Raw genomic sequence first — 12024 nt, 5'->3', positions numbered from 1 at the left:
CGTTGCGTTCACGTGAGCTGGCCGTGCGGGGGGCCTTCGTCTTCACCCCGCAGCCCTCGGAGGACGACGGGTACGGTTCCTCCCTGTCCACGCTTCAGGAGGAAGCGTTCCGCGCTGCCCTGGGGCGACGGATCTTCTCCGTGGCCCAGGCGAGCTACAGCAGGTCCCGTCGTGGTGTCGCGCGTGGCCTGCACTTCACCGAGGTGCCGCCGGGCAGACCCAAGTACGTGTGCTGTCCGCGCGGAAGAGCGCTCGACATCGTCGTCGACGTCAGGGTCGGTTCACCCACGTTCGGCCGCCACGAGGTCGTGCTCCTGGACCAGGAGCAGCCGTGTGCCCTCTACTTCCCCACCGGGATGGGGCACGTCTTCGTGGCCTTGGAGGACGACACGGTGATCTCGTACCTGATCCGCGGCGGTTACGTCCCCGAGCGGGAGCGGTCCCTGTCGATGTTCGACCCCGACCTCGCCCTGCCCCTGCCGGACGGCATCGACCTGGCGCTGTCCGAACGGGACCGGGCGGCTCCCACCCTCGCCGAGGCCCAGGCTTCGGGGGCGCTTCCCGGGTATGCCGAGTGTCTGGCCGCGGAGGAGCGGTTCTGGTCCGCGCACGGTGTCTCCCGTGCCCAGCCGTCCTGGAGGAACGGTGCCACATCGATCACGGACTGAGGACGGCGGCGGTGTGGGCCCCGGCTCGGAGTGTTGCGTGGTGCTGGGGGGCACCGGCTGGGTGGGGCGTCACGTGTGCGAGGCGTTCGCCCGCCATGGCTACCGGGTCCTGGCGGTGGCGAGGAAGAACCCCGAGCATCCGGTGGGGCACGACTTCCTGTCCCTCGACCTGGCCGGCGCGTCGGTTCGCACGGTTCACGGGGTTCTCGCCGACGCCCGCGCGGACGTCGTGGTCAACGCGACGGACGCGGCCAACGCGACGGACGGCTGGGACCGGTCCGAGGCCGAACTGCGTGTGGCCAACGTGCGGATGGTGGCACGCCTGGTGGAAGCCGCGGCGTCCGTTCCCCGGCGGCCGCGACTGGTCCACATTGGCACGATCCATGAGTACGGCCCGATCCGGGACCACACCTCGGTGACCGAAAGCGCCGTGCCCCGGCCGGTGAACGCCTATGCCCGGACGAAGCTGGAGGGCTCGCGGACGGTTCTGGCGGCGGCTCGCTCCGGCGAAGTGGATGCCGTGGTGCTGCGGCTGGTCAACGTGTGCGGTCCGCACCCGTCGCCAGCGAGCTTCCCCGGCAAGCTGCTGGCCCTGCTCCGCGAGGCGGCCGCCGGAGGCCGGCCGGAGCTGAGGGTCGCCGACTCCATGCGCGACTGGCTGGACGTACGGGACGCCGCGGCGGCGACGCTGTCGGCGGCCCGCCACCCGGTCTCGGGCCACACGTTCAACGTCGGCAGCGGGGTCGCCGTGCACACCAGGGAACTGGTGGCGCTCGGGCTGAGGGCGGCCGGGCTGGCCGCCTCCGCTGTCGTCGAGCGCGGCGGCCCGGTGTCGAGCCTGGGGGCGGACTGGATACAGGCCGACGTCCGCAAGGCCGCCGCACTGCTCGGCTGGAGCCCGCGGATCGGCCTCGCCCGATCCCTGCGCGACATGTGGGAAGGGTAGGGGAGGCCGTCACTCCGGCAGCGCGGTCGCCAGGCCGTCCAGTACGCGCTGAAGCTGCCACTCGAACGCCTCGTCAGGGTCCGGGTAGGACTCGGCCTCGTTCACCATGCGGCTGAACAGCGGGTACCTTCCGCTGTCGACGAGGTGCTCCAGATAGGGGCCCGTCCGGTGCTGCCAGGTGTCCCGTGCCGCGTCCGAGTCGTCACCGGAGACGGGCCGACGCCACTTGCGCTCCTCCAGCTCGGTCTGCACGAACCCGTTGACGAACGCGTTGAGCGTGTTGAAGCAACGCACCATTTCGTCGACCGACAGGCCCAGTCCGTCAACCGCGGACAAGGACCGTTCGATCGACTCGACGACATGCGGACCGAGAACGGGGCGCCCGGCCATCAGGGGCGCGAGCCAGGGATGGCGCAGCATGACGGCGCGCTTGGCCCGGGCCAGGGCACGAAGGTCCTCCTGCCAGCCGCCGGGCGACCCGGTGCGGGGCTCCTCCTCGCCCACGGCGGCGTCGACCATCAGCTCCAGCAACTCGTCCTTGTTCCGCACGTGCCGGTAGAGCGACATGGTGCCGCATCCCAGGTGCTGGGCGATGCGGCGCATGGTCACGGCCCCGACCCCCTCCGCGTCGGCGACGGCGAGGGCCGCGGCGGTGATCTGGTCACGGGACAGAGGTGGCTGAACGGTGCGTCGGGCGGGCTGCGGCCGCATCCAGATCACATCGGACAACCCGTCGGTGTCGGCCACGGAGGTTCCTTCCTGCACTCCGCGAGTGCGGCGCACTCCGCGATTCTCCTCGGGAAAACCCGCTGGTGCGTACAGCGTACGTGTGAGTACGATGTACGCAAGCGTACGAGGTACGCATACTCGCGGAGGGAACCTTCACATGGCAACGCAGGACCTGACTCTGGTCATCGGGGCGACCGGCAACGTCGGGCGACGGGTCGTCAGGCACTTGGTGGACGAGGGGCACCGGACCCGGGCCTTCGTACGCGAACCGGAGTCCGCCGCCCTCCCGGAGACCGTAGAGGTCGCGCAGGGGGATCTGACGGTGGTGAGCACCCTCGACCGTGCTCTGTCCGGCGTGGACTCGGTGTTCCTGCTCTGGCCGTATCTCACCCTTGATGACGCCCCCGCGGTCGTCGACGCGATCGCCGCCCACGCCCGCCGGGTCGTGTACCTCTCCTCCGCGGGCATCCTGGACGACCAGGACGAACAGATCGACCCGATCAACCGCTTCCACGCCGGAATCGAGCGGCTGATTGAGAAGTCCGGTCTCGAATGGACGTTTCTGCGGTGCGGCAGCTTCGCGGCCACCGTGTTCGACTGGGCCGACCAGATCCGCGAGGGCGTCGTACGCGAGGCGTTCGGGAACGCCGCCAGGGTGATGATCCACGAGGCCGACATCGCCGCCGTGGCGGTCCGCGCCCTGACCGGTGAGGGGCACAACGGCCGCAAGTACGTCCTGACCGGGCCGGAGGCGGTCACCCAGGTCGAGCAGGTGCGTCTCGTCTCCGAGGCGATCGGTCGTCCGGTCCGCTTCGAGGAGATCACCGCGGACGAGTTGCGGAGGAACATGCTGGCCGAGGGGTGGCAGCCCGCCGACATCGAGGGGCTCATCGAGGCGTACATCCAGATGTCCACCGTTGAGCAGCCCACCACCACGACGGTCAAGGACATCACGGGCAGGCCCGCGCGTACCTTCCGTGAGTGGGCGGCCGATCACGCGCAGGACTTCCGATGAGCGGCCTCCTGCGCGTCCTGGTGACGAGCACGCCCGCCCCCACCCACTTCACCCCGCTCGTACCCCTGGCGTGGGCGTTACGCGCCGCCGGTCACGAGGTACTGGTCGCCGCACAGCCCGATGTGATGGACGCGGTACGGTCCGCCGGGCTCAACGGCGTCAGCATCGGACCCTGGTTTCACGGCGACGACATGATGCTGGCCCTCGTCGGAGACAAACGTCCCGTCGAGGCGATACCGCGCACCCCGCCCGAGGCCCTCGGTCAACTGGGCTACACCTGGATGGTCCACACCCGCTACATGCTGCCGGAACAACTTGCCTTCGCCCGGGAGTACCGGCCAGACCTCATCGTGGCCGATCCCATGGACTACGGCTCCCTCATCGTGGGCGGCGCCCTGGGCGTCCCGGTGGTTCACCACCGCTGGTGCGCCGACCCGATATCCGGTCCGGCACGCCGGGCGATGGCTCCCCATCTGCGGCGATGGTGCACGGACGCCGGGGTGCCCGGACTCCCCGATCCGGACCTGGTCCTCGACCCGTGCCCACCCACACTCCAGCACCCGGACGCCGAACCGGGCACGCCGATCCGCTACGTCCCTTACAACGGCAACGGAGTGTTCCCCTCCTGGCTCGCCGAACTCAGGGACGGGTCAACCGAGAGAACACCCCGAGGGCGCCGGGTCGTCGTCTCCCTGGGGACCTACACGCTCCTGCTCAACGGGACGTCCTTGCTGGGGCGCGTCCTCGGCGCCTTCGACGGCCTGCCCGACACCGAAGTGATCGCCACCGTCCCGGTGCGGCACCGCGACGAGGTCGGAGCCGTCCCCGCCAACGTGCGCGTGGTCGACCCCACCCCGTTGCACCTCCTGGTGCCGGGCAGCGATCTGGTGGTCCATCACGGGGGAGCGGGCACCGTGCTCAGCGCGCTCGTCTCCGGGGTGCCCCAACTCGCGCTGCCGCAGCTCGGCGACACCTTCGCCAACAGTGACCGACTCGCCGCCACAGGGGCGGGAATCACGCTGGACACCGCCCAGGCGCAGGACGACCCGGCGCGCCTGCGTGAGGCGGTGGAGCAGCTGCTGACCGATCCCGGTTACGCCAAGACCGCCGGAGAACTGCGTCAGGAGATGGCGGACATGCCCACGCCAGCGGAGGTCGTCGCCGTTCTGGAGCGCCTGGCACGGGGCACCGGTCTACGGGCGCCCGGCTGAGGACGCCGATGTCCCGCCCTGCCGCCAGAACCCGTCGCGAGACATCGGAGGAGGAGGCCGTGGCAAGCGCGAGGCAACACAACCCGCGGGGTGCGGCGCAGCCGCCGGGCCTGGCCAGTCCCGCAAGTCTCCGCGGCCGTTCCGTGGTGGTGCTCGGCGGCACCGGGTTCCTCGGTCGGCACATCCACGACGCCTTCGGCGCGGTCGGCGCCCGGGCACTCAGCGTCTCCCGGAGGGCTGCGGGCGGCTCGTCCGACGTCGGGGGTGCGGTGCGGCTGGACCTCGTGGACGCGGAACCGAGCCGACTGGCGGGGGTGCTGGCACAGGCGGAGGCGGACGTGGTCGTCAACGCGGCCGGAAGAGCCTGGCAGGCGGGCGAGCGGCAGATGACACGGGACAACGCTGACCTGGTGGACCGGCTGATCGCCGCGGTGTCCGAACTGCCGCGCCCGCCCCGACTGATCCAACTGGGCACCGTGCACGAGTACGGACCAGTGGACTTCGGGGCCACGATTACCGAAGACCAGCCCGCCGCCCCCATCACGGCGTACGGACAGTCCAAGCTCCGGGGTGCGCAGGCGGTGCTGCGGGCGGCTCGCACCTCGGGCCTGGACGCGGTGGTGCTGCGGATCGCCAATGTCTCCGGCCCCGGATCGCCCCCCGGGAGCCTTCTGCGCACGGTGGCCGACCACCTGGCCGACCTCCATCGGAACGCTGGGCGCGGTGCGGGCCCCGGCACAGGAACGCGCTCTCCCGCGCTGCGGCTCGCCCCGCTGCGTGCTCACCGGGACTTCGTCGACGTACGGGACGTCGCCGAGGCCGTACTGGCCGCGGCTCGCGTCCCGACGTCGGTGGTCGGCGGCCACGTGGTCAACATCGGCAGGGGCGAGGCGGTCTCCGTCCGCTGGATGGTGGACCGGCTCATCGCACTGAGCGGTCTGTCCGTTCCTGTCGTGGAGCGCCCACAGATGGACGGCGTCGGCGTCGAGTGGCAGCAGCTGGACATTTCGCGCGCCCGGCTCCTGCTGGGCTGGCAGCCCCGCCGGAGCCTGGAGGAGTCACTGACGGACCTGTTGAGCGCGCTGTGACGCCGGCGCACCCACACCAACGAAGCCGACCCGGAGGACTGCGTCTTCACGATCGGCGGCCGCCATCCAGGAGAGGAGATCGGCGCCATGCGCGTGCTGTTCACTGTGTCGGACTGGACCACCAACTGGTTCTCCCTGGTGCCGCTCGGCTGGGGATTCCAGTCGTCCGGACACGAGGTCAGGGTGCTGTGCGCCCCGAGTCAGGCCGAGGCCGTCGCCAGAGCGGGACTCGTACCCGTGCCGATCCTGGTCGGTGCGGAACTGGAGGTGACCGCGAGGGTCCACAACTGCAGGCAGGCGCGGGCCGGACGGTGGCCCTTCCAGGACTTGCCGCCCCACCCGGTCACCGGGCTGCCCCTCGCGGCCGCGGACGAGTTCGACTCCTCCGCCTGGTTCCAGGACAACATGGAAAGGCTCGTCGACAACGCGACCCGGAGCACGGACGCCGCCGTCGCCTACGCCCACAGGTGGCGATCCCACCTCGTGGTGCACGATCCGATGAGCGTGGAAGGGCCGCTCCTCGGACGGGTCGCCGAGGTCCCGGCACTCCTGCATCTCTGGGGACCGGTGAGCCCACACGACCCGGTACCCGGCGTGCCTCAGGACGAGGAGAACAAGGCCACGTTCGTGCCCGTCGACCTCAGCGACGCGTTCGGCCGCCACGGTGTGGGGACGATGGGGCCCGAGGTGTACGAACACGTCGTGGACCCCTGCCCCGCCGCGGTGGCCCCGCCGGTCACGGGGCGGCGCATCGAAGTGCGTTATGTGCCCTACAACGGGCCGGGCCACCTGCCCGACGAGTTGATGGGACCGCCCGGGAAGCCCCGGGTCTGCGTGGTCTGGGGGACGTCGGTCAGCGCCATCTTCGGTCCGGGCTCCTTTCCCGTCCCGCGTGTCGTCGAAGCGCTCGCCGGGCTCGACGTCGAGGTGGTGTTCGCCCTCACCGCGCAGGACCGGGAGCGCACCGGTCCGCTCCCCGAAGGGATGCACGTGCTGCGGGATTACGTACCACTCCACCTGCTCCTGCCCGAGTGTGATCTGGTCGTTCACCACGGCGGTGGCGGGTGCACCATGACAGCACTCGCCGCCGCCGTACCGCAGCTGATGCTGCCTCCCGGCCATGACCAGGAGGTGATCGGGCCCCGGCTCGCCCGGGCGGGTGTGGCGCAGTCCGTGCACAACGCCGCCGCGGAGCCGTCGGCGATCCGCTCGGCCGCTGCTCGGCTGCTCACCGACCGTGGCTTCCGGGACACGGCCCAACGGCTGGCCGCGGAGATGGCGCATCGCCCGCATCCCGCCGCACTGGCCGCTTCCTTGGCCGAGCTCGCGCAGGCCCGTGTGCGCGTACCGAGCTGAGCCGACGCGTCGGAGCACACCCGACAGCCGAGTTCCGCGCGCGTCGCCGCGTGCCCGTGACGCCGGCCTTCACTCCCCAGCCATGTGCCCCTGTCCGAGACGCTCTATGGAAGTGATCACATGACACAGCGCGCGTCCTCGCGCCGACCCCTGGTCGCCGTGCTCGGCGCTTCGGGTTTCGTCGGATCCGCCGTGATCCGGGAGTTGGCCCGCCGACCGATCCGGCTGCGGGCCGTGGCACGGCGGCCCACCCCGATACCCGACGACGCGAGGGCCGAGACGGAAGTGCTGTCCGTCGACCTCACGGACCCCGGTGCCCTCGCGGCCGCGGTGGAAAACGCTGATGCCGTGCTGCACCTGGTCGCCTGCATCGGCGGTGAGGCGACCTGGCGCATCAGCGACGGCGACACGTTGGCCGAGCGCGTCAACGTGGGCCTGATGGAGGACCTCATCGATGTGCTCCGTACCCGTACAGGGCAGGGGCCGCCACCCGCGGTGGTGTTCGCGGGTACCACGCTGGAGGTCGGCCTGCCCGATCGCACTCGTATCGACGGGTCGGAACGGGACGCTCCGCAAGGGGTCTACGGCCGTCAGAAACTCGCTGCGGAGCGGGCGTTGAAACGCGCCACGGCGGAGGGGGTGGTGCGCGGCGTGACGCTCCGGTTGCCGACGGTTTTCGGACAGGGCCCGGAGTCGACGGTGATGGACAAGGGCGTGGTCGTCACCATGGTGCGGCGCGCTCTCGCGGGGGAGCCGTTGTCGATGTGGCACGACGGCACGGTGCGGCGCGATCTGGTGTACGTCGACGACGCTGCGGGGGCCTTCGCCGCCGCCCTGGACCACGTCGACGCGCTCGCCGGACGGCACTGGCTGATCGGAACCGGCCGCGGCGAAGGACTGGGAGAGGTGTTCACCGCCATCGCGCGGACCGTCGCACGCCACACGGGCCGACCCGCCGTACCCGTGGTCTCCGTCGAACCGCCCGTGGAAGCCGAGGCCGTCGACTTCCACAGTGTCGAGGTCGATTCCACCGCGTTCCGTTCGGTCACCGGCTGGAGGCCCCTCGTCCCCTTGCAGGAGGCGCTGGAACGGACCGTCACCTCATTGTCCCCGGCCGACGCTCGGGCCGTCGGCCCGCAGTAGCCGACCCTCACCAGGAGCACGCTTGATCATCCGACTTCTGCGCACCTATCTGCGCCCGCACCCCGTGTGGCTGGGCATGCTGGTGCTCTTCCAGACAGTTCAGACCCTGGCGACCCTTTATCTCCCCACATTGAACGCGGGTCTCATCGACGAGGGGGTCGTCCCGGGCGACGTGGCCCACATCCTGGCCACCGGAGCCGTCATGCTCGGCGTCATCCTGGTGCAGGTCCTCAGTGCCGTGGCCGCCGTGTACTACGCCGCCCGTGTCGCGGCGGCGCTCGGCCGGGACATGCGGACGGCGGTCTTCGAACGTGTGCAGGGTTTCTCGGTGCGCGAGGTCGGCCGCTTCGGCGCCCCTTCACTGATCACCCGCACCACCAACGACGTACAGCAGGTGCAAACGCTGGTGCTGATGACGCTGTCCCTGGTGGTTCCGGCCCCCATCATGGCGGCGGTCGGTGTCCTCATGGCCCTCTCGCTCGACCCGAGCCTGTCCTGGCTGCTGGCGGTCGTGATTCCCGTCCTCGTGCTGGTCGTCGCGGTGATCCTGGTGCGCATGGCGCCCTTGGCGCGGCGGACCCAGGAGTGCATCGACCAGGTCAACCGGGTGGTGCGCGAACAGATCACCGGCATGCGCGTGGTCCGCGCCTTCGTCCGCGAGCGGTACGAACAGGACCGCTTCGACGGCGCCAACCGCGAACTGATGAGGGTGTCCCTCGCCGCTGCCCGGATCAACGCACTCATGCTGCCGAGCCTTATGCTCATCCTCAACGGCGCCAACGTGGCCGTCCTCTGGCTCGGAGGCCACCGTATCGACGACGGTTCCATGGAAATCGGTTCGCTCATCGCGTTCCTGCAGTACCTGCTGCTGATTCTGCAGGCCGCGATCATGGCCACGTACATGCTCATGGTGGTCCCGCGAGCCGAGACCAGCGCCCGACGCATCCAGGAGGTCCTCGACACCCCGTCGAGCGTCGTCCCGCCGACGGCACCGGTGCTCCGCCTTCCGACGCCGGGGACCGTGGAGATCCAGGACGTCGACTTCCGTTACGCCGGTGCGGAGGAACCCGTTCTGCGCGGTGTCCGCCTCGCCACCGGGCCGGGAGAGATCACGGCTGTCATCGGATCGACGGGAAGCGGCAAGACCACGCTCCTCCACCTGATCCCGCGGCTCTTCGACGCGGTCGAGGGCAGCGTGCTGGTGGGAGGCGTCGACGTGCGGGAGCTGGACCCGGTCACGCTGTCGTCGACCGTGGCCCTGGTGCCCCAGAACCCCCTGCTGTTCTCCGGGACGGTGGCCACGAACCTCAGGTACGGCGATCCTGGAGCGGACGAGTCAGAGCTGTGGCGAGCCCTCGACATCGCGCAGGCACGCGACTTCGTCGAGGCCCTGCCCGGTGGACTCCACGCGCCGATCAGCCAGGGCGGCGCGAATGTCTCCGGAGGGCAGCGGCAGCGGCTCGCCATCGCCCGGGCGCTGGTCGCCCGTCCGAGCATCTACCTGTTCGACGATTCCTTCTCGGCGCTGGACTACGCCACCGACGCCGCGCTCAGGTCCGCCCTGGCCGAGCACACTGCGGAGGCCACCGTTCTGCTCGTCGCCCAGCGCGTCAGCACCATCCGGCACGCTGACCGCATCGTGGTACTGGACGAGGGGCGCGTGGTGGGCACGGGAACCCACGACGAACTCATGGACACCAGCCGGACGTACCGGGAGATCGTGCTCTCCCAGCCCGACCGCCAGGAGGCAGCGTGATCAGACGTGTGCGGGACCGTCTGACCCGGCGCCGCAAAGACCGCGTACCTGACGTGTCCGCCCGGAACGGGAGCGAGGCGGACGGCGAGAAGGCCATCGACTTCACCGGTTCGGGCCTTCGGCTGCTGCGGGGCATGCGGCCGGACCGCTGGCTCGTCGGAGCGACGGTGGCATGGGGACTCGCCTCCGTGGCCCTGTCCGTCCTGGTCCCCCGTCTGCTCGGCGACGCCACGGACATCATCCTGGTCGGAATGCGCGGAGACGGTGTCGACTTCTCCGCGGTCGGCCGGGTCCTGGCGGAGGCACTGGCCGCCACGGCCGGGGCATCGGTGTTCACGCTCGCCCAGGAGCGGCTGACCGCGTCCATCGCGGAGCGGTTGGCCCGTCGTCTGCGCGAACAGGCCACCACGAAACTGTTCGGTCTTCCCCTGCGCTACTTCGACCGGCAGTCGCGCGGCGAGGTGCTGTCCCGCGTCACCAACGACATCGACAACGTCACGCAGACCGTGCAGCAGGCGCTCACCGAGATCATCACGTCGGTGCTGTCCGTGCTCGGTGTTCTGGTCATGATGCTGTGGATCTCGCCGTTGCTGGCGCTCGTCGCCCTGCTGTCGGTGCCCTTTTCGGCGTACATCACCCGACTGATCGCCAAGCGGTCACAGCCCCAGTTCGTGCGGCAGTGGGCCGCGACCGGCAGGCTCAACGGCCACATCGAGGAGATGTTCACCGGTCACGCGGTCGTGAAGGCGTTCGGCAGGCAACCGGAGGCGATGCGGACCTTCGTCGAGCACAACGACGAGTTGTTCACCGCTGGCTTCAGGGCCCAGGTCGTTTCCGGCCTCATCCGTCCCGCCATGACCTTCGTGGGGCACCTGGGCTATGTGCTGGTCGCGGTCATCGGTGGTCTGCGGGTGGCCGCGGGCGGCATGACGATCGGCGGGGTACAGGCGTTCATCCAGTACACGCAGCAGTTCAACCAGCCCATCACCCAGGTGGCGTCCCTCGCCAACCTCCTGCAGTCGGCGGTGGCCTCGGCCGAGCGAGTCTTCCAGCTCCTGGACGAGGAGGAGGAGCGGCCGGATCCGGTCGACTCGGGGCACCCGGCCGTGGGGGGCGTCGCGGGCAAGGTGGAGTTCGAGCATGTGTCGTTCAGCTACGAGCCCGACACCCCGCTGATCGAGGACCTGTGTCTGACGGTCGAGCCCGGACAGACGGTGGCCATCGTGGGTCCCACCGGTGCGGGGAAGACGACGCTGATCAACCTGCTCATGCGTTTCTACGAACCGACCGGCGGGCGGATCACCGTCGACGGCCGCGACATCGCCGCGATGCCGCGGAGCACGCTGCGCGCGGACATCGGGATGGTGCTTCAGGAGAGTTGGCTGTTCGGCGGGACGATCGCCGAGAACATCGGGTACGGCATGGGCCAGGTCCCCAGGGAGCGCATTGTCGAGGCGGCGCGGGCCACCCATGCCGACCACTTCATACGGACCCTGCCGCACGGCTACGACACGGCACTGGACGGCGAGGGGGCGAACGTCAGCGCGGGGGAGAGGCAACTCATCACTATTGCCCGGGCGTTCCTCACCGAACCCGCCGTTCTCGTGCTGGACGAGGCGACCAGCTCGGTGGACACCCGTACGGAGATGCTCGTGCAGAGAGGCATGGCGTCGCTTCGCCGGGGACGCACCAGCTTTGTCATCGCGCACCGGCTCTCCACCATCCGGGACGCGGACGCCATCGTGGTCATGGACAAGGGACGCATCGTTGAACAAGGCACCCACAAGGAGCTGCTGGCCACTGGGGGCGCGTATGCGCGCTTGTACGCGGCCCAGTTCTCCTCGGTACGACAGTGAGTCCCAACCCCGGCTCGCGCCGCTTCTGACAGCGGTTCCGCCGGTCCGCGGCAAAGGGGGGCAGCCGTCAGCCAACGGTCAGCCCGATCGCATCAGGGACGGCGTCGAACGCCTCGCTCACACGGGCGGCCAGTGTCACGCGTCCGCCTTTGCCGCGGCTTCCGGCGTCCTTGCCGCGTCCGGCGGTCCAGTTCTTGACGCCGACGCGGTAGGCGCCGAACGCGATTTCGCCGAGGAGGGGGTCTGTACGGTGAGC

Annotated in this window: 10 protein-coding genes and 1 pseudogene; 9 read left to right on the top strand and 2 right to left on the bottom strand. The window is 70.2% G+C overall.

The genetic code is table 11. The features are described from left to right. Positions 1–2: 2 nt before the first annotated feature. Together KYY02_RS29610 and KYY02_RS29605 are read left to right on the top strand one after the other, a co-directional pair. Positions 3–668, top strand: a complete 666-nt coding sequence (locus tag KYY02_RS29610; protein WP_371243309.1) for a dTDP-4-dehydrorhamnose 3,5-epimerase family protein — start codon at positions 3–5, stop codon at positions 666–668. 40 nt (positions 669–708) lie between these two features. Further along, complete coding sequence (locus KYY02_RS29605; RefSeq protein WP_371243307.1) at positions 709–1614, top strand: NAD-dependent epimerase/dehydratase family protein; 906 nt, start codon at positions 709–711, stop codon at positions 1612–1614. Between the two features lie 9 nt (positions 1615–1623). On the opposite strand, the gene KYY02_RS29600 is transcribed toward KYY02_RS29605, so the two are convergent. Beyond that, positions 1624–2361, bottom strand: coding sequence for a TetR/AcrR family transcriptional regulator (locus KYY02_RS29600; RefSeq protein ID WP_371243305.1), 738 nt, complete (start codon positions 2359–2361; stop codon positions 1624–1626). A gap of 139 nt (positions 2362–2500) precedes the next feature. Between KYY02_RS29600 and KYY02_RS29595 the strand changes: the two genes are divergently transcribed. From KYY02_RS29595 to KYY02_RS29565, 7 genes are all read left to right on the top strand, one after another. Beyond that, entirely contained in the window at positions 2501–3358 is an 858-nt protein-coding gene (locus KYY02_RS29595; protein WP_371243303.1) for an NAD(P)H-binding protein, read from the top strand. Next, on the top strand, positions 3355–4569 hold the full coding sequence (locus KYY02_RS29590) for a nucleotide disphospho-sugar-binding domain-containing protein (protein WP_371243301.1): 1215 nt from the start codon (positions 3355–3357) through the stop codon (positions 4567–4569). Before KYY02_RS29595 ends, KYY02_RS29590 begins: the two co-directional genes overlap by 4 nt. Before the next feature lie 59 nt (positions 4570–4628). Next, positions 4629–5657: an NAD-dependent epimerase/dehydratase family protein gene (locus tag KYY02_RS29585; RefSeq protein ID WP_371243299.1), complete on the top strand. Its 1029-nt coding sequence runs from the start codon at positions 4629–4631 to the stop codon at positions 5655–5657. 87 nt (positions 5658–5744) lie between these two features. Beyond that, positions 5745–7013: a nucleotide disphospho-sugar-binding domain-containing protein gene (locus KYY02_RS29580; RefSeq protein ID WP_371243297.1), complete on the top strand. Its 1269-nt coding sequence runs from the start codon at positions 5745–5747 to the stop codon at positions 7011–7013. Positions 7014–7133: 120 nt separating this feature from the next. After that, positions 7134–8156: an NAD-dependent epimerase/dehydratase family protein gene (locus KYY02_RS29575; RefSeq protein ID WP_371243295.1), complete on the top strand. Its 1023-nt coding sequence runs from the start codon at positions 7134–7136 to the stop codon at positions 8154–8156. Positions 8157–8178: 22 nt separating this feature from the next. After that, the gene (locus tag KYY02_RS29570; RefSeq protein ID WP_371243293.1) at positions 8179–9912 is read left to right on the top strand and encodes an ABC transporter ATP-binding protein; all 1734 of its coding nucleotides are present in this window, start codon (positions 8179–8181) and stop codon (positions 9910–9912) included. Positions 9913–9965: 53 nt separating this feature from the next. Continuing rightward, positions 9966–11768, top strand: a complete 1803-nt coding sequence (locus KYY02_RS29565) for an ABC transporter ATP-binding protein (protein WP_371243364.1) — start codon at positions 9966–9968, stop codon at positions 11766–11768. A gap of 67 nt (positions 11769–11835) precedes the next feature. Here KYY02_RS29565 and KYY02_RS29560 read toward each other — a convergent pair. Beyond that, positions 11836–12024 (bottom strand): annotated as a pseudogene (locus tag KYY02_RS29560) (hypothetical protein); the annotation flags it as partial.

The sequence above is a fragment of the Streptomyces pimonensis genome (assembly GCF_041380215.1).
Lineage (GTDB): Bacteria > Actinomycetota > Actinomycetes > Streptomycetales > Streptomycetaceae > Streptomyces > Streptomyces pimonensis.
The sequence above is the reverse complement of the archived record's forward strand: the minus strand, read 5'-3'. Positions and strand labels throughout refer to the sequence as shown.

Coding starts and splice junctions, on each gene's coding strand:
- KYY02_RS29595 (WP_371243303.1), top strand. CDS start 2,501: ATGGCAACGCAGGACCTGACTCTGGTCATCGGGGCGACCGGCAACGTC.
- KYY02_RS29590 (WP_371243301.1), top strand. CDS start 3,355: ATGAGCGGCCTCCTGCGCGTCCTGGTGACGAGCACGCCCGCCCCCACC.
- KYY02_RS29580 (WP_371243297.1), top strand. CDS start 5,745: ATGCGCGTGCTGTTCACTGTGTCGGACTGGACCACCAACTGGTTCTCC.
- KYY02_RS29575 (WP_371243295.1), top strand. CDS start 7,134: ATGACACAGCGCGCGTCCTCGCGCCGACCCCTGGTCGCCGTGCTCGGC.